Genomic DNA, 17,785 nt, shown 5'->3' on the forward strand with positions numbered 1-17,785 from the left:
AGGAGACTCCGTGGCTACCGAGACACCGCCCCCCTCGAAAACCCACCCCCAACTCCCCTCCACCGAGGAGTTCGTCGCGGTGCAGGAGAGCGCGGAGTTCGGTGAACTGCGCCGCTCCTACCGCTCCTTCGCCTTCCCGCTGACCGCGGCCTTCATCGCCTGGTACCTGCTGTACGTCCTGCTGTCCAACTACGCGGGCGACTTCATGGGCACCAAGGTGGCCGGCAACGTCAACGTCGCCCTCGTGCTGGGCCTCGCCCAGTTCCTCACCACGTTCCTCATCGCCTGGTGGTACGCGCGGCGGGCCGCCGCCCGCCTCGACCCCAAGGCGGAGGCCATCAAGTCCCGGACGGAGGGCGGCGCATGAGCATCACGCAGCAGAGCGTGCTGGCCGCCGGTGAGGCGAGCGAGCACCGGCCGCTGATCATCACCCTGTTCGCGGTCTTCGTCGCCGCCACCCTCGTCATCACCGTCTGGGCGGGCCGCCAGACCAAGGACGCCGCCGACTTCTACGCCGGCGGACGGCAGTTCACCGGTTTCCAGAACGGACTCGCCGTCTCCGGCGACTACATGTCCGCCGCGTCCTTCCTCGGCATCGCCGGCGCCATCGCCCTCTTCGGCTACGACGGCTTCCTGTACTCCATCGGCTTCCTCGTCGCCTGGCTGGTCGCCCTGCTCCTGGTCGCCGAGCCGCTGCGCAACTCCGGCCGCTACACCATGGGCGACGTGCTGGCGTACCGCATGCGTCAGCGCCCGGTCCGTACGGCGGCCGGTACGTCCACGATCGTCGTGTCGATCTTCTACCTGCTGGCGCAGATGGCCGGCGCGGGCGTCCTGGTCTCCCTGCTGCTGGGCATCACCAGCGACGGCGGCAAGATCGGCATCGTCGCCCTGGTCGGCCTCCTGATGATCGTGTACGTCACCATCGGCGGCATGAAGGGCACCACCTGGGTCCAGATGGTCAAGGCCGTACTGCTGATCGCGGGCGCCCTGCTGCTGACCTTCCTGGTCCTGCTGAAGTTCCACTTCAACATCTCCGACCTGCTGGGCAAGGCCGCCGACAACAGCGGCAAGGGCTCCGCGTTCCTGGAGCCCGGCCTGAAGTACGGCGCCACGGGCACCACCAAGCTGGACTTCATCTCCCTGGGCATCGCCCTGGTCCTGGGCACCGCGGGCCTGCCGCACATCCTGATCCGCTTCTACACGGTCCCCACGGCCAAGGCCGCCCGCAAGTCGGTGATCTGGGCGATCGGCCTGATCGGCGCCTTCTACCTGATGACCCTCGCCCTCGGCTTCGGCGCCGCCGCACTGATCAAACCGGACGAGATCGTCGCCTCCAACAAGGCGGGCAACACGGCCGCGCCACTGCTCGCCCTCCACCTCGGCGGCGTGGACTCCAACTGGGGCGCGATCCTGCTCGCCACCATCTCCGCGGTCGCCTTCGCCACCATCCTCGCGGTCGTCGCGGGCCTGACCCTGGCCTCGTCCTCGTCCTTCGCCCACGACATCTACGCCAACGTAATCAAGAAGGGCACCGCCACCGAGAAGCAGGAGATCAAGGCGGCCCGGTACGCCACGGTCGGTATCGGCGCCGTCTCGATCCTGCTGGGCGCCCTCGCCCGTGACCTGAACGTCGCCGGCCTGGTCGCCCTGGCCTTCGCGGTCGCCGCCTCCGCCAACCTGCCGACGATCCTCTACAGCCTGTTCTGGAAGCGGTTCACCACCGCCGGCGCCCTGTGGTCGATCTACGGCGGCCTGGTCACCGCGGTCGGCCTGGTGCTGTTCTCACCGGTGGTCTCCGGCAAGGAGACGTCGATGTTCCCGGACACCGACTTCCACTGGTTCCCGCTGGAGAACCCCGGCATCATCTCGATCCCGGTCGGCTTCCTGCTGGGGCTCGTCGGCACCCTCCTGTCGAAGGAGGCGCCGGACACCGGCAAGTACGCGGAGCTGGAGGTGCGGTCCCTGACCGGGACCGGGGCGCACTGAGACCTTCGCGGAGCGTCGTGCGGGCGGCCGCGTCGCGGGGATCGTAGCTCCCTACGACGCGGCCGTGTCTTACGTCGTGGGATCGGGCCTGTGTCGCTGTCAGTGCTGTCGCGTAGGCTCACAAGTGACGGCACACGAGTGATCGCAGTGATCCACGACGAGGGAGGGGGCCCACGTGCTCATCGACACCTACGGCCGGGTGGCCACCGACCTGAGGGTCTCGCTGACCGACCGGTGCAACCTGCGCTGCACGTACTGCATGCCCGAGGAGGGCCTGCAGTGGCTGGCCAAGCCCGACCTGCTGACGGACGACGAGATCGTCCGCCTGATCGACATCGCGGTCACCTCCCTCGGCATCACCGAGGTCCGCTTCACCGGCGGCGAGCCCCTGCTGCGCCCCGGCCTGGTCGGCATCGTGGAGCGTGTCGCGGCCCTGGAGCCCCGCCCCCAGATGTCCCTGACGACCAACGGCATCGGCCTCAGGCGCACCGCGACCGCCCTGAAGGCGGCGGGCCTGGACCGGGTCAACGTCTCCCTCGACACCCTCCGCGCCGACGTCTTCAAGACCCTCACCCGCCGCGACCGCCACAAGGACGTCATCGAGGGCCTGCAGGCCGCCCGCGAGGCCGGCCTGAACCCGGTCAAGGTCAACTCGGTCCTGATGCCGGGCCTGAACGACGACGAGGCCCCCGACCTCCTGGCCTGGGCGGTCGAGCACGACTACGAACTCCGCTTCATCGAGCAGATGCCCCTGGACGCCCAGCACGGCTGGAAGCGCGAGGGCATGGTGACGGCCGGCGACATCCTCGCCTCCCTGCGCACCCGCTTCGACCTCACGCCCGAGGGCGAGCAGGAGCGCGGCTCGGCCCCGGCCGAACGCTGGCTGGTCGACGGCGGCCCGCACCGCGTCGGCGTCATCGCCTCCGTCACCCGCCCGTTCTGCGCGGCCTGCGACCGCACCCGCCTCACCGCCGACGGCCAGATCCGCACCTGCCTCTTCGCCACCGAGGAGACGGACCTCCGCACGGCCCTGCGCTCCGGCGCCCCCGACGAGGAGATCGCCCGCATCTGGCGCCTGGCGATGTGGGGCAAGAAGGCGGGCGCGGGCCTCGACGACCCGTCGTTCGTCCAGCCGGACCGGCCGATGTCGGCGATCGGGGGTTAGGGCCTGTCCCCCGGACCGGCCCCAGTTTCAGGAGCCTTCGGGCGCTTCCCAGTCCTGGAGCTTCACGACGTCCTTCAGGAACCCCCGTACACCCAGGAACTGCGACAGGTGCTCCCGGTGCTCCTCGCACGCCAGCCACGTCTTGCGCCGCTCCGGCGTGTGGATCTTCGGGTTGTTCCACGCCAGTACCCACACGGCATCGGTGCGGCAGCCCTTGGCGGAGCAGATGGGGGTCTCGTCACTCACGGGTTCGTCTCACAGGCAACGGCGAACAGGAACAGCGCGGAAAAGGCCGCAAACAAGGCGACGCCGAGCAGCCACGGGGGGAGCTGCCCGGCGTCGGTCCGTCGCTCCGACGGGGGATGCGGAGCGCGTACGAAGTATGTCACGGGTAACCCGCCGACCGGCACTGGAACAGCATGATTGATCTGAGCTTTTCTTGAGCTTGGTGCGGAGTCCCCGTCCACCCGCCACTCATCCGTGATGGTCACACGGGGTCCGACCGCTCACCGGGCACCCCGGCCGGGGGACCCGCCGGCGTGTCCCCCGGCACGGGTTCCGTCTGCGTGTCGTCCGCCCGGGGCGGCGCGATCTCCAGCCGCGTCGGCGCCGTCACGAAGGTCGACGGCAGCCCGGGCGCCCGCTCGCGGCCCGCGTTGGCGACCACCACGGCGATGTAGGGCAGGGCCGCGCCGAGTACCAACGCCACGATCGCGACGTGCCGTTCGACGTTCCAGAGCGTGGCCGCGAGGATCACCGCAATGGTGCGGATCGTCATGGAGATGACGTACCGGCGCTGCCGGCCGCGCACGTCCTCCGCCAGGCCGGTCCGCGCTCCGGTGATCCGGAACACCTGGACGTCGCCGCCACCATGCTGCTTCCGCATCACATTCCACCATCCGCCCGCGTCGGCCTCTCCCCGGCTTCCACGGTACGCCGCGGCTGGGCCGCGTTCGAGCCCGGGTCACCCCCTGCCGGGGCGAACACACTCCGCCGTGCCACGTAGCGCCCCGTACGCCCCCCGGCCGTACCCGACGTGCGCCGTACGGCGGACGCGCCGAGACTGGGCGTAATGCTCACGTCGAGCCGTACGAGGAGGCAGCCATGGGCTGGTTGTGGGCGATCATCGTGGGATTCGTGCTCGGTCTGATCGCCAAGGCGATCATTCCGGGCAAGCAGCACTGCCCGCTCTGGCTGACCACCATCTTCGGCATGCTCGGCGCCATCGTGGGCAACGCGATCGCCCGCGCGGTGGGCGTCGCGGCGACCCAGGGCATCGACTGGAGCCGGCACGCCTTCCAGCTCATCGCCGCGATCATCATCGTCGCCGTCGGCGACATGGCGTACATGGCGCTGTGGGGCAACCGGAGGAGAGAGCGGGCCTGACCCGGGCACGCCGAAGGACGGCCCCCACAGCAAGCGGGAGCCGTCCTGCAGCGCCTCTCAGGCGCCCGTGACCTCGACGGCCGCCAGATTCTTCTTGCCCCGGCGCAGCACCAGCCAGCGGCCGTGCAGCAGGTCCTCCTTCGCCGGGACGGAGTCCTCCGCGGTGACCTTGACGTTGTTCACGTAGGCACCGCCCTCCTTGACCGTGCGCCGCGCGGCCGACTTGCTGGGCACCAGGCCGACCTCGGCGAACAGGTCGACCACCGGGCCGAGCTCGGCGACCTGGATGTGCGGTACCTCGGACAGGGCCGCGGCCAGCGTCCTGCCGTCCAGGGCCGCCAGTTCCCCCTGGCCGAAGAGGGCCTTGGACGCGGCGATCACGGCGGCCGTCTGGCCGGCGCCGTGCACCAGCGTCGTCAGCTCCTCGGCCAGCGCCCGCTGCGCGGCCCGCGCCTGCGGACGCTCCTCGGTCTGCTTCTCCAGCTCCTCAAGCTCCTCGCGGGACTTGAAGGACAGGATCCGCATGTACGTCGAGATGTCCCGGTCGTCCACGTTCAGCCAGAACTGGTAGAACGCGTACGGCGTCGTCATCTCCGGGTCGAGCCAGACGGCGCCGCCCTCGGTCTTGCCGAACTTGGTGCCGTCCGCCTTCGTCATCAGCGGCGTCGCCAGCGCGTGCACGTTGGCGTGCGGCTCCAGCTTGTGGATCAGGTCCAGTCCGGCCGTGAGGTTGCCCCACTGGTCGCTGCCGCCCTGCTGGAGCGTGCAGCCGTACCGCCGGTACAGCTGCAGGAAGTCCATGCCCTGCAGGATCTGGTAGCTGAACTCCGTGTAGCTGATGCCCTGGTCGGACTCCAGGCGCCGGGCCACGGAGTCCTTCGTCAGCATCTTGTTGACGCGGAAGTGCTTGCCGATGTCCCTCAGGAACTCGATCGCGGACAGGCCCGCGGTCCAGTCGAGGTTGTTGACCATGACGGCCGCGTTCTCACCCTCGAAGGACAGGAACGGCTCGATCTGGGAGCGCAGCTTGCCCACCCAGCCGGCAACCGTCTCCGGGTCGTTCAGCGTGCGCTCCGCCGTCGGCCGGGGGTCGCCGATCAAGCCCGTCGCGCCGCCGACCAGCGCCAGCGGCCGGTGACCGGCCTGCTGGAGCCGGCGCACGGTGAGCACCTGCACCAGATGCCCCACATGCAACGACGGCGCGGTCGGGTCGAACCCGCAATAGAACGTGACGGGACCGTCCGCGAGCGCCTTGCGCAAAGCGTCCTCGTCAGTGGACAGGGCGAACAGCCCCCGCCACTTCAGCTCGTCGACGATGTCCGTCACGGTTCTCGTATCTCCTAGGTGATCTTCGGGCAGCCGAGCGACTACCGGCTACGAGGTTATACGCCCTGACTGACGGAACTCATGTTGAAGTCGGGCACCCGCAGCGCGGGCATCGCAGCCCTAGTGAACCAGTCGCTCCACTCCCTGGGCAGCGTCTTTTCCGTGCGTCCGGCCTCGGTGGCCCGCCCCAGCAGGTCCACCGGCGACTCGTTGAACCGGAAGTTGTTCACCTCGCCGGTCACCTCGCCGTTCTCGACGAGGTAGACGCCGTCCCGGGTCAGCCCGGTCAGCAGCAGCGTCGCCGGGTCGACCTCGCGGATGTACCACAGGCAGGTCAGCAGCAGACCGCGCTCGGTGGCGGCGACCATCTCGGCCAAGGAGCGGTCCTCGCCGCCGTCGAGGATCAGGTTGCCGATCGCCGGGGCCACCGGCAGCCCGGTCAGGCCCGCGCTGTGCCGGGTGGTCGTCAGGTGCTTCAGCTGACCGTCGCCGATCCACTCGACCGCCCCGACCGGAAGCCCGTTGTCGAACACCGACTGGTCGCCGCCGGAGGAGTGCGCGATCACGAACGGGGGGCACTCCAGGCCCGGCTCGTTCGGGTCGCTGCGCAGGCTCAGCGGCAGCTCGGTCAGCTTCTCGCCGACACGGGTGCCGCCGCCCGGCTTGGAGAACACCGTCCGCCCCTCGGCCGCGTCCCGGCCCGACGCCGACCACAGCTGGTAGATCAGCAGGTCGGCCACCGCGGTCGGCGGCAGCAACGTCTCGTAGCGGCCCGCGGGCAGCTCGATCCGCCGCTCCGCCCAGCCGAGGCGTACGGCCAGCTCGGCGTCCAGCGCGCCCGGGTCGACATCCTTGAAGTCCCGCGTGGAGCGCCCCGCCCACGCCGAGCGCGTCCGGTCCGGGGACTTGGCGTTGACCTCCAGCGTGCCGTTGGGCTGGTCGTGCCTCAGGCGCAGGCCCGTGGACGTCCCCAGGTACGTGGACACCAGCTCGTGGTTGGCGAAGCCGTACAGCTCACGGCCGCCCGCACGCGCGCGTGCGAAGGCCTCGCCGAGTGCCGGGGCGAAGTCCGCGAACACGGCGGAGGTGGTCTCGGCGGGCGCGTCCGTGAAGTCCGCGGACTCCGGTACGCCCGCGACCAGCGGCTGCGCGTCCTCGGCGGGCCCGGCGCCGCGCGCGGCGGCCTCGGCGGCCCGCACCAGCGGCTCCAGCTCCTCGGCGGTCACCGCGGACCGCGACACGACACCGGAGGCGGTGCCCTCCTGGCCGTCCACGGTCGCGATCACCGTGAGCGTACGGCCGCGGGTGACACCGTTGGTGGTCAGCGCGTTGCCCGCCCAGCGCAGGTTGGCCGTCGAGTGCTCGTCGGCGATCACGACGCAGCCGTCGGCCCGGGACAGCTCGAGGGCGCGCTCGACGACCTCGTGCGGCTTGTGCGCCTTGTTGGTACCCGCGCTCATCGACCGGCCTCCTGCGTGGTGTTGAGGATGTTGACGCCCTTGAAGAGGGCGGAGGGGCAGCCGTGCGACACGGCGGCCACCTGTCCCGGCTGGGCCTTGCCGCAGTTGAAGGCGCCGCCCAGGACGTACGTCTGCGGGCCGCCGACGGCCGCCATGGAGCCCCAGAAGTCGGTGGTGGTCGCCTGGTAGGCGACGTCCCGCAGCTGCCCGGTGATCCGCCCGTTCTCGATCCTGAAGAAGCGCTGCCCGGTGAACTGGAAGTTTTCCGTAGGGTCAGGGGGCGTACCTCTCTGATCGGCGTTTTTGCAGGTCAGGCGGTTATTCACGGTCTGCCCTCAATCCCTGTTCATACGGGGTGAAACCGGACTGCACGGGGTCTGGTGATGACCTGGTGTCGACCTCCGGGGCTACCTGGGGGCCCGAGGAAGCGTCTGGAAGTGGCGCTGTGGATCAGTGCAGAGAGTACCTACCGAGCGCATGGGTGAGCGCTGTAATTCCTTCCTCAGACAAGCAGGGCGCCCTCCTCTGGCCAGGTGGTTTGCGGTGGGCACTGGCCTATTTCGGCTGTCTGCTGCTGGAAGCGACCTCAGCTCGGGGTGTAGCTACATGCGGTAAAGTTGTTCCTGTCGGAACGGGGTGGCTGCTAGGTAGCATCAAGCCCCCGAAGACACCGAAGGGCCTGACTCGGGTGGCACCCCGAATCAGACCCTCCAATGCAGTTCACGAGCCCGGTCGCCTAGCACTCGACCGGGCTTGCTGCGGAGCAGCTCCGGTGCGACCGTCTCGTCTGTGGGGCGTTACTGCATGAACCGCCCCACGGTGGCGATGATCGTCACGATCAACCTCGCAATCGCTAGGTGAGTCCGCCACCTGTCAGTGTCAGTCCGCCGTCGCCTGCGGGGCTTTGTGTCGCGTTGATCAATCACTTCTCCTCCTTGCTCCTCCAGCAGTCCCGCTGACTGTCGTCAGCAGGCCTGCCGCGAGGAGCGCGGCGAGTTCACCCAGAATACAAGAGGTCGTGATGGGTAACCCTCTGTCCGGCACCGGAACAGCGTGATTGATCTGAGCTTTTCTTGAGGTTGAAGCGGAAGGCTACGTTCCACAGAGGGAGATGAGCCCGTGAACCCCGCGTGGATGCGCTGCCGGAGCCGTACGCTCGAATCATGGGTGCCGACATTGGTAAGCGGCTTCAGGAAGTACGCAAGCGGCGCGGGATGACGCAGCGCCAGCTAGCGACTGAGTCCGGTGTGTCTGTGTCCTTGATCCGGAAGTTGGAGCAAGGAGAGCGGGCCGACACGCGGTTGGAGACTGCGCGCCAACTGGCGCAGGCGCTACGGGTGCCGACAACGAACCTCGTGGCCGAACATGAGGACGAGCCGGACACGGTGCCGGGTGCTGATGATCGTTGGGAGGCTGTCCGGCGTGCGCTCGTGGCGCCAGTACGGGCGGACGGTGCGACGGAAGAGCCGACCGTGGGCGGTGTCCGGGACGCGCTGGAATCAGCCCTGCCGCTCTTCTCCGGTGATCGTTTCGCAGAGCTGAGTGTGATCCTTCCGCCCCTGCTGCGGGATGCCGATCTGATCGCCGAGAGTGGCCCAGAGGGGCGGGCTGTACGTGTCCGGCTCTCACAGCTCACAGGCTGGCTGCTCACACAGACTCGGCAGTTCGAGGCGGCCGATATCGCTCTGTCCCGGTCGCTGGAGGAGTCGTCGGATCGGCTTCAAGCGGCGGCGACAGTGAGCACACAGTGCTGGCTCCTGCTGAGGCGCGGTCGGCTGTCTGAGGCGCGGGAGCTGGCAACGCGGTGGGCGGATGAGGTCGAGCCCCGCATTTCGCGGGCGACCCCGGCGGAGCTGAGCGCCTGGGGCTGGCTGCTGCTGCGGGCCTCCGCTGCTGCGATCCGGGACAACCGGTCCGGGGAGGCTGAAGACGCGTTGCGCTACGCCAACTCGGCGGCGGTCGCTATGGGGCGGGAGTTCGCTCCGCGCGACGACTTCTTGCAGGCATTCGGGCCGGTCACGGTGGCTCTGAAGCGGGCCGAGAATGCCATGATCGTCGACAAGCCGGACTTGGTGCTCAAGCTCTCGAAGCGCATCCCGACCAGCGGCATGCGGCCCACCTCCAACAACCGCAACCGTCACCTCCTGGACGTGGCGGAGGCGCATGCTCGCTCGCGTGACTACGCGAAGACGGTTGAGGTCTTGCAGGGCATCCGCGCGGACGCTCCACAGTGGCTGCCTAACCAACGCTACGCGCGGGACATCTTCGGCCGAGTGATCGCGCGTCGGCGCACCCTCACGCAGGAGATGCGGGACCTGGCTGACGCGATCGGCGTATCGGTGTGACTCGGTGTGGCACTTCAGGCTGGCCTCCCATCAAAGTGCCATTGAGGTGTGTTCCTGCCGTTACATAGCGTCATATGCATGGCGACCCAAGGTAGAGCAGCAGAGACAGCTGTCCGTGAGCGCATGACCACGATCGATGCCGACGCGCGTCAGTGGGAGTACACGACCTACGCCCCGGCCGGTGAAACGTGCCCGGCATGCGGTGTGCCGATCAGGAGTCTTGAGAGCTGCCGCCGGGGGATGCTGTCCCGCCGGGACTCGTCTCCGATCGTGGCCTACTGGCACACGGCTTGCGCACCGAAGGGGACGGGGCAGTGATCCCCATGGAGATCTACAAGAGCAGCAAGAAGCCGCTGCTGACGCGCATGAGGCGCTGCGGCAGGCACTGCTGGCCATCGGGATTCCGAACCGGGACGTTGGCTGGCTGGCTCCCCGCGTAGCGCCGGACGGCCGTCCGATGGTGGCTATGGGGACGTGGAACGCTGACGTGGTGCAGAAGGTAGCGGCCCATCTGATGGCGTCACCTGCGCACGTCCAGACGGCGCCGGACGGCCGTGTCGTGGCCGATCACGCCCGTGTGGCACGGGACGAATGACCCCGGCTCGCTGAAGACGGCGAATCAAGGCTCAGCGAGTCGGCTGCCCCGTCTGTGCGTCTCCCCCCGGCGTATGGGCGGGGCTCTATGCTGTCCGGGCCCGTGGTGCCGTGATGGCGCGCTGGGGCACGCCGCCGGCCGGAGAGGATTTTGGGCTGGAGCTGCCATGGGGCGAGTGAACAGGGGGCCTTACGCTCGCCAGCGGATCGGGCAGTCTTTGGGACCTGCCCGCAATAGCCCGATCGGCCCCCTGTTCTTCGAGGCTCGCCCCATGGTGGCTGCCTAAAATCCTCGGAGGCCGTCGGCCCCAGCCGCAGAGGGTTGCGCGGTGTGGCCTGTTCTGGGGGCACGGGGGTGAGCACGCTGGCCGTGGCGGGCCTGATGTTGGCCGGTGAACACCGTGGGCCGGATCGGTGCTGTGGGCGTCTGGAGGGCGTGAGCCACGGTGCATGAGTCCACGGGGGCGGGGCTGGGAAGGTGGGCTGTGAGGAACTGGCTCCGCTCTCAGGTCGCTTGGTGTGCGCCGGGGCGGCGGCGCCCCGGACCGGACCGGCCGAAGGCCGCATGCCGGGCCGGGGTGCGGCAAGCCGCCCCGGCGGCGCGCCGAAGGCGCGCCTGGAGGAAGTGAAGACAGATTCCGACACCTGCCCTGCACCGCTGCCCGCTCCCGCTTCCCGCTGGGCGCATGGTCCGGGGCGCAACCGGCTGACCAGACTCCCCAGGCAACCCGTTACGGTCACCATGGGGTTCTCTCCGGCCGCGCCTCAAGTGCTCGGCCTGCGGCGGTAATTCGTTGGCGTCCCCGGGGTGCCTCTGGGATCATGGGCGTTCGAGCGACGAGCCTTCTTTCAGCGAATCTCAGACACAGACATAGACACAGACTTTCTTCAGGCGATATCACGCCTTCAGCCTTCTTCTGCCTTCTCTGTCTTCGTTCTCTCTCACGCTGCCTCGACCCCGCTCTCATTCCTGACTCTGCAGCAATTCAAGCCAAGTCAAAGCCAAGGAGACTTCAGATGACTCACGCCTACGCCTCTGCTCGCGCTCCTCCCCGTCCGTCCGTTTTGGAGGTGCCCTGTGTTCAACACCTCACAAGAGGTGACTACTTTCAATAGCCGCTCCGCTGATCTGGAGCGCGAAAAGCGTCTGCGGATGCTCTCCGATGCCGATCGGGACATCATCCGTCTGGCAAACGACCCCCTGTTCCCGCGCTGGCTGGAGCAGATCAAGGTCATTGGGGGTTGTACCCATCCGGTCTACCTGTCTGGCTCCACGGTCACCCGGGATGCGCTGACGGGTGAGCTGATCTCTTCCTATTCGACTGCCGGGGAGCCGAGTGAGCGGCTGGCCGTGCGCTGCCGCAACCGCCGCTCGTCGCTCTGTGAGCCGTGCTCCTACCTGCATGCGGGCGACACCTATCAGCTGATCCGCGCGGGCCTGTCCGGCGGCGAGAACGTGCCCGATGCGGTGCGCAATCAGCCCCGTTTGTTCGTCACGCTGACGGCGCCCTCATTCGGGTCGGTTCATCGCTTCCTCGACGGTGAGCGATGCCGACCGCGCCGGGACGGCGGAGAGTGCGAACACGGGCGTCCGGTCGGCTGCGGCCTGGTGCACGCCGAGGATGACACGGCGCTGGGCCGTCCTCTGTGCCCGGACTGCTACGACCACGTGGCCCATGTGCTGTGGCACGCGCACGCCGGGCGCCTGTGGGATCGGTTCACCACCGCTGTACGGCGGCACCTCGCCTCCACCGCAGGGATCCCGCGCTCGAAGCTCCGTGACCACCTGGTGGTGTCCTTCGCCAAGGTCGCCGAGTACCAAAGGCGTGCAGCTATCCACTTCCACGGGGTGGTACGCCTGGACGGTCCGGCAGGTCCCGGCGCCCCTTCCCCCGACTGGGCCACGGCCGAACTGCTCACCGACGCCGTACACACGGCTGCCGCATCGGCGAACGTGCGCGTCCCGGAATCGGACGCCTACGCAACCGAACTCCTCGCCTTCGGCGCATAGTTGGCAGTGCGGCCCATCTGGTCCTTCGCCGACGACGAGGGACCCACCGATGACGCGGTCGCTGCCTACGTGGCCAAGTACGTCTCCAAGGGAACAGCCGAAACCGGCGCCGGACTGGACTACCGCGTCACCAGCCTGGACGACATCCATGCAGCCGTCGTCACATCGCACGTGGGGGCCTTGATGGCTACGTGCTGGCGCCTGGGCGGCCTGGCCGAACTGGAACACCTCCGGCTCCGGTCCTGGGCTCACAGCCTCGGCTACCGGGGCCACATCCTCACCAAGTCCCGCCGCTACTCCACCACGTACAGCGCACTGCGTGAGGAACGCGCCGATCACCGCCGGGACGGGGCCAAACCTGTGGACGACCCGAACACGGTCACGGAATCGGCCTGGCGCTACGTCGGCTCCGGCTACACCCCCGGTGAGGCTGGCATTGCCCTCGGGATCGCCGAAGACCACGCGCAGAGTCTCCAACTGGCCAGGGAAGCACGGGAGGACGCGCAGAAGTGGGGTGAGCGGTGGTGAGGGGCGGTAGCAACCTGCTCATGACGCCGGATGAGGCGGCGGCAGAACTCGGTGTGACGAAGCGCGTCCTCATGGACTCGTACCGGCGCTGGGGCATCCCGTTCCTCAAGGTCGGCAAACATGTCCGGTTCCCAACTCGTGGTCCGCACAACTGGGTTGAGGAGCGTATGCAGCAAGGGTAGGCTGACGATCAGTCACCAACCAATCAACATGTGAAGGGTTAACACGCGTGGCGACCATCAAGAAAGAAGACTGCTCCTGCCCCCGGCGCAAGAAACCCACGTGCCCTCACAAGCCGTACCGGGTGACGTACCGGGAGCCCGGGGGCAGGGCAGGCAAGCCCCGGCAGGTGTCCTTCAAGAAGCTCGAAGACGCGGAAGCGTTCGCGGTCAAGGTCGAGCGGGACAAGGACTTGGGGACCTACATCAACCCCAAAGCAGGGCAGCGGACGTTCGAGCAGGTCTGGCACGAGTGGGTTGAGGCCGGAACTCTGGAAGAGTCCTCAAAGAGGAATTACCAGAGCGTCTATGACAACCACTACGGCCCCTTCTTCGGGAACAAGCCCATCGGCAGTATCACCCCTACGACGATTCTGGAATGGGAGGCGGACCAGAAGGAGCGCGGCTACAAGGAAACTGGGATCAACGGACGTAAGAACGTCCTCTCATCCGTCTTCAACTACGCGGTAGCAGCCGAGATCATCGGCCGCAATCCGTGTAAGAAAGCGAACCCCCGTAGGCGCTCGGGTCAGCAAGTAACCCCGGTCACCGATGAAGACATCCCGACCATGGAAGAGGTTCTGGGGATCATCGCGGAGGCTCCGAAGCTGATCCGGGCCGGCTTCTGGGCCATGGCGGGTTGCGGCGTGCGTCCGGGGGAGGCTCTGGCACTCTCTGACGAGTCAATGGACTGGGAGCGAAGCGTACTCGCCGTGGATCACCAGGTCTCGGCCTACGGCTGCCAGGAAATCTCCGGCTATAGGCGGGGTGTGAAGCGGGGCACGAAACATCGCGCCTTCGAACAGGCTCGAAAGACCCCGGTACCCGAATCAATCAACGAGATCTTAAATGATCACATTGACGCGTTCGGGACGTGGGGAGATCGAGGCTGGTTCTTCGAATCCCCCCGGCTGAATGACCGCCACCCGTCCTATGACTGGTTCCTGGATCAGTTCAAGGCGGCGGCCAAGCTGGCCGGGACTCCGCAGTACACCCCGAAGAGCTTCCGGCACTTCTTCGTCTCCGAGGCGATCCATGCTCAGATTCCGCTCTTCGAGGTGGCGGCGTGGGTCGGTCACCGCACCACTCGGACTACGGAACTGGTCTACGGCCACCTCGTCCGCCGCGCCATGGACCGTGGCGCCCGCACCATGCACAACCGCCTGGGGCTGAGGCTGGAGCCGTTCAAGGGCCTGATCGTCCCGCCCTCGCTGACGCCCACGGAGGACGACATCGAGGACTGGGACGACGTGGCGTAGGTGGTGGGCCGTGATCGCGTGTCGACCTGGTGCAGACTTCGAGTCGGATCGGTCGCCCCCTCAGGAGCGGCCGGACTCGTTTGCAGTGTTCAGGATGTTCACACTCCGAAACATTGCGGACGGGCACCCGTGAGACACGGAAGCGACCTGGCCGGGCTGGGCCTTTCCACAGTTGAAGGCCCCTCCTAGCACGTAGGTCTGGGGGCCTCCGACAGCTTCCATGGAGCCCCAGAACTGGGGGGTGACCCCCTGATATGCAAAGTCCTTTACCTGCCCCTCAAGGCGGCCGTTCCGGATCATGTATGCCCTCTGACCCGTAAACTGGAAGTTGTAGCGCTGCATGTCGATGGACCAGGACCGGTCGCCGACGACGTAGATGCCCCGGTCGACGCCCCCGATCAGGTCCTCCGTGGACATCCCGGCCGGATCCGGCCGGAGCGAGACGTTGGCCATGCGCTGCACGGGCACGTGCCCGGGGGAGTCGGCGAAGGCGCACCCGTTGGACCGCTCGAACCCGGTCAGCCTCGCGATCCGCCGGTCCAGCTGGTAGCCGACGAGCGTGCCGTCCTTCACCAGGTCCCAGGACTGCGCCTCGACACCCTCGTCGTCGTACCCGACGGTGGCCAGGCCGTGCTCGGCGGTGCGGTCACCGGTGACGTTCATCAGCTCCGAGCCGTACCTCAGCTTGCCGAGCTGGTCGAAGGTGGCGAAGGAGGTGCCGGCGTAGGCGGCCTCGTACCCGAGCGCCCGGTCCAGCTCCGTGGCGTGTCCGATGGACTCGTGGATGGTCAGCCACAGGTTGGACGGGTCGACCACCAGGTCGTACAGCCCCGGCTCGACGCTCGGCGCCCGCATCTTCTCGGCCAGCAGCTCCGGGATCCGCGCGAGCTCGTCCTCCCAGTCCCAGCCGGTGCCGGTGAGGTACTCCCAGCCGCGCCCGGCCGGCGGCGCGATGGTCCGCATCGAGTCGAACTCGCCGCTGGACTCGTCCACTGCCACCGCGGTCAGCTGCGGATGCAGCCGCACCCGCTGCTGCGTGGTCACCGTTCCCGCGGTGTCCGCGTAGAACTTGTTCTCGTGGACGGTGAGCAGCGAGGCGTCGACGTGGTTGACCCCGTCCGCTGCCAGCAGCCGCGCGCTCCAGTCCGCCAGCAGCGCCGACTTCTCCTCGTCCGGCACGGTGAACGGGTCGATCTCGTACGACGAGACCCAGGTCTTCCCGGCGTGCACCGGCTCGTCGGCGAGCTCCACCCGCTCGTCCGACCCCGCCGCCCGGATCACCTGCGCGGAGAGCTTCGCCATCGCCACGGCCTGCGAGGCGACCTTGGCGGCGGCGTCCAGACTCAGATCCACCCCGGACGCGAAGCCCCACGTCCCGCCGTGCACGACCCGCACCGCGTACCCGAGGTCGGTGGTGTCCGACGACCCGGCGGGCTTGGCGTCCCTGAACCGCCAGGACGCGCTGCGCACCCGCTCGAACCGGAAGTCCGCGTGCTCGGCCCCCAGCGCACGCGCGCGTGCGAGCGCGGCGTCGGCCAGGGCGCGTAGGGGAAGCGCCGTGAAGGCTTCGTCGATGGAATGAGGCACGGAGGTCTCCCAGCTGTCGTGGCCTGTCGGGTCCGATCATGTCGCGCGACCCGCCCCGCGGACCACACGTTTCGGTCCCGCGCCAGCAGTTTCTGTAGGGTCCCGACAGTCACTTCCGCAAGCCACTGTCGGTGCCCGCTTGCCTCCCGGTGCGGCCGGACCGATAGGTTTTCGAGGAAGCCGCCTGTCACCAGCTGTTCGGGCGGCGTGTCAGACCGCTATCGAAAGGGTGATCCGTTGAGCCGCTCGGTTCTCGTCACCGGAGGCAACCGGGGCATCGGCCTCGCCATCGCCCGCGCCTTCGCCGACGCCGGCGACAAGGTCGCGATCACGTACCGCTCGGGTGAGCCGCCGGCCGCCCTGGCAGAACTGGGCTGCCTCGCCGTCAAGTGCGACATCACCGACTCCGAGCAGGTGGAGCAGGCCTACAAGGAGATCGAGGCCCAGCACGGCCCGGTCGAGGTCCTGATCGCCAACGCCGGCATCACCAAGGACCAGCTCCTGATGCGCATGTCCGAGGAGGACTTCACCTCGGTCGTCGACACCAACCTCACTGGCACCTTCCGCGTGGTCAAGCGTGCCAACCGCGCCATGCTGCGCGCCAAGAAGGGCCGCGTCGTCCTGATCTCGTCGGTCGTCGGGCTGCTCGGCTCGGCCGGTCAGGCGAACTACGCCGCCTCCAAGGCCGCCCTGGTCGGCTTCGCGCGCTCCCTCGCCCGTGAGCTGGGCTCGCGCAACATCACCTTCAACGTCGTCGCGCCCGGCTTCGTCGACACAGACATGACCAAGGCGCTCACCGACGAGCAGCGCGCCGGCATCGTCTCGCAGGTGCCGCTCGGCCGTTACGCGCAGCCCGAGGAGATCGCCGCGGCGGTGCGGTTCCTCGCCTCGGACGACGCCTCGTACATCACTGGAGCCGTCATCCCCGTTGACGGCGGACTGGGAATGGGTCACTGATCACCATGAGCGGAATCCTCGAGGGCAAGCGCGTCCTGATCACCGGTGTGCTGATGGAGTCCTCCATCGCCTTCCACACCGCCAAGCTGGCCCAGGAGCAGGGCGCCGAGATCATCCTGACCGCGTTCCCGCGGCCCACGCTGACCGAGCGCATCGCCAAGAAGCTGCCCAAGCCCACCAAGGTCATCGAGCTCGACGTGACGAACGACGAGCACCTCGGCCGCCTGGCCGACATCGTCGGCGAGGAGCTCGGCGGCCTCGACGGCGTCGTGCACTCCATCGGCTTCGCGCCGCAGGACGCGCTCGGCGGCAACTTCCTCAACACGCCCTTCGAGTCGGTCGCCACGGCCATGCACGTCTCGGCGTACTCCCTGAAGTCGCTCACCATGGCCTGCCTGCCGCTGATGCAGAACGGCGGCTCGGTCGTCGGCCTCACCTTCGACGCCCAGTACGCCTGGCCGCAGTACGACTGGATGGGCCCGGCCAAGGCCGCCCTGGAGGCCACCAGCCGCTACATGGCGCGTGACCTGGGCAAGCAGAACATCCGCTGCAACCTGATCTCCGCCGGCCCCATCGGCTCCATGGCCGCCCAGTCCATCCCCGGCTTCGCCGAGCTGGCCTCCGTGTGGGACACCCGCGCCCCCCTGGAGTGGGACCTCAAGGACCCGGAGCCGGCCGGCCGCGGCGTCGTCGCCCTGCTGAGCGACTGGTTCCCGAAGACCACCGGCGAGATCATCCACGTGGACGGCGGTCTGCACGCCATCGGTGCGTGACCGCTGCCGCTGAGGCTTGGCCGTAGCCGGGGCCCGCATCCTTCCGGGGTGCGGGCCCCGGTGCGTCCCCCCGATGCGGGCCCGCTCGCCAGGGCGTCACCCGTTCGGCTCGTCGGCCGGGCGCCGAGGTGCGGGGCGGCGCACCCTGGAGTACGCGTTCACCTCGCGAATGCCCTCCCCAGCCCGG

The 17,785-nt window shown here is 68.4% G+C and carries 14 protein-coding genes and 2 pseudogenes; 10 read left to right on the forward strand and 6 right to left on the reverse strand.

The genetic code is table 11. The features are described from left to right. Window positions 1-10 precede the first annotated feature (10 nt). From ACIBBH_RS03270 to moaA, 3 genes are all read left to right on the forward strand, one after another. A complete protein-coding gene (locus ACIBBH_RS03270) occupies window positions 11-367 on the forward strand; it encodes a DUF485 domain-containing protein (protein ID WP_399401370.1) in 357 nt (118 codons plus the stop codon). Further along, on the forward strand, window positions 364-1,989 hold the full coding sequence (locus ACIBBH_RS03275) for a cation acetate symporter (protein WP_399401372.1): 1,626 nt from the start codon (window positions 364-366) through the stop codon (window positions 1,987-1,989). Before ACIBBH_RS03270 ends, ACIBBH_RS03275 begins: the two co-directional genes overlap by 4 nt. A gap of 175 nt (window positions 1,990-2,164) precedes the next feature. Continuing rightward, the gene (moaA, locus tag ACIBBH_RS03280; protein WP_399401374.1) at window positions 2,165-3,154 is read left to right on the forward strand and encodes a GTP 3',8-cyclase MoaA; all 990 of its coding nucleotides are present in this window, start codon (window positions 2,165-2,167) and stop codon (window positions 3,152-3,154) included. A gap of 27 nt (window positions 3,155-3,181) precedes the next feature. Here moaA and ACIBBH_RS03285 read toward each other — a convergent pair whose 3' ends face one another. Next, window positions 3,182-3,400 (reverse strand): hypothetical protein, encoded by a 219-nt coding sequence (locus ACIBBH_RS03285; RefSeq protein WP_399401376.1) that lies wholly within the window; start codon window positions 3,398-3,400, stop codon window positions 3,182-3,184. Window positions 3,401-3,641: 241 nt separating this feature from the next. Beyond that, on the reverse strand, window positions 3,642-4,040 hold the full coding sequence (locus ACIBBH_RS03290; protein WP_399401378.1) for a DUF3099 domain-containing protein: 399 nt from the start codon (window positions 4,038-4,040) through the stop codon (window positions 3,642-3,644). Between the two features lie 218 nt (window positions 4,041-4,258). Here ACIBBH_RS03290 and ACIBBH_RS03295 point away from each other — a divergent pair, with 218 nt between their 5' ends. Then, the gene (locus ACIBBH_RS03295; protein WP_399401380.1) at window positions 4,259-4,540 is read left to right on the forward strand and encodes a GlsB/YeaQ/YmgE family stress response membrane protein; all 282 of its coding nucleotides are present in this window, start codon (window positions 4,259-4,261) and stop codon (window positions 4,538-4,540) included. Between the two features lie 57 nt (window positions 4,541-4,597). Here ACIBBH_RS03295 and tyrS read toward each other — a convergent pair whose 3' ends face one another. The 3 genes and pseudogenes from tyrS to ACIBBH_RS03310 all read right to left on the reverse strand — a co-directional run. Continuing rightward, complete coding sequence (gene tyrS, locus ACIBBH_RS03300; RefSeq protein ID WP_399401382.1) at window positions 4,598-5,866, reverse strand: tyrosine--tRNA ligase; 1,269 nt, start codon at window positions 5,864-5,866, stop codon at window positions 4,598-4,600. A 56-nt stretch (window positions 5,867-5,922) separates the two neighbouring features. Then, complete coding sequence (locus ACIBBH_RS03305; protein WP_399401384.1) at window positions 5,923-7,326, reverse strand: metallopeptidase TldD-related protein; 1,404 nt, start codon at window positions 7,324-7,326, stop codon at window positions 5,923-5,925. Next, window positions 7,323-7,589 (reverse strand): annotated as a pseudogene (locus ACIBBH_RS03310) (metallopeptidase TldD-related protein); the annotation flags it as partial. The pseudogene ACIBBH_RS03310 and the gene ACIBBH_RS03305, both read right to left, overlap by 4 nt. Before the next feature lie 900 nt (window positions 7,590-8,489). Between ACIBBH_RS03310 and ACIBBH_RS03315 the strand changes: the two are divergent. The 4 genes and pseudogenes from ACIBBH_RS03315 (at window position 8,490) to ACIBBH_RS03330 (ending at window position 14,281) form a co-directional block, all read left to right on the forward strand. Next, the gene (locus ACIBBH_RS03315) at window positions 8,490-9,671 is read left to right on the forward strand and encodes a helix-turn-helix domain-containing protein (protein WP_399401386.1); all 1,182 of its coding nucleotides are present in this window, start codon (window positions 8,490-8,492) and stop codon (window positions 9,669-9,671) included. A 1,747-nt stretch (window positions 9,672-11,418) separates the two neighbouring features. Next, window positions 11,419-12,804, forward strand: a pseudogene (locus tag ACIBBH_RS03320) (replication initiator). 20 nt (window positions 12,805-12,824) lie between these two features. Beyond that, window positions 12,825-12,986, forward strand: a complete 162-nt coding sequence (locus ACIBBH_RS03325) for an excisionase family DNA-binding protein (RefSeq protein WP_399401388.1) — start codon at window positions 12,825-12,827, stop codon at window positions 12,984-12,986. 47 nt (window positions 12,987-13,033) lie between these two features. After that, a complete protein-coding gene (locus tag ACIBBH_RS03330; protein WP_399401390.1) occupies window positions 13,034-14,281 on the forward strand; it encodes a tyrosine-type recombinase/integrase in 1,248 nt (415 codons plus the stop codon). A 60-nt stretch (window positions 14,282-14,341) separates the two neighbouring features. On the opposite strand, the gene ACIBBH_RS03335 is transcribed toward ACIBBH_RS03330, so the two are convergent. After that, the gene (locus tag ACIBBH_RS03335) at window positions 14,342-15,868 is read right to left on the reverse strand and encodes a TldD/PmbA family protein (RefSeq protein ID WP_399401392.1); all 1,527 of its coding nucleotides are present in this window, start codon (window positions 15,866-15,868) and stop codon (window positions 14,342-14,344) included. A gap of 237 nt (window positions 15,869-16,105) precedes the next feature. Between ACIBBH_RS03335 and fabG the strand changes: the two genes are divergently transcribed. Both fabG and fabI read left to right on the forward strand, forming a co-directional pair. After that, window positions 16,106-16,825, forward strand: a complete 720-nt coding sequence (fabG, locus tag ACIBBH_RS03340) for a 3-oxoacyl-[acyl-carrier-protein] reductase (RefSeq protein WP_399401394.1) — start codon at window positions 16,106-16,108, stop codon at window positions 16,823-16,825. 5 nt (window positions 16,826-16,830) lie between these two features. After that, window positions 16,831-17,598 (forward strand): enoyl-ACP reductase FabI, encoded by a 768-nt coding sequence (gene fabI, locus ACIBBH_RS03345; RefSeq protein WP_399401396.1) that lies wholly within the window; start codon window positions 16,831-16,833, stop codon window positions 17,596-17,598. Window positions 17,599-17,785 lie beyond the last annotated feature (187 nt).

Source organism: Streptomyces sp. NPDC051636 (assembly GCF_044453765.1).
GTDB lineage: Bacteria > Actinomycetota > Actinomycetes > Streptomycetales > Streptomycetaceae > Streptomyces.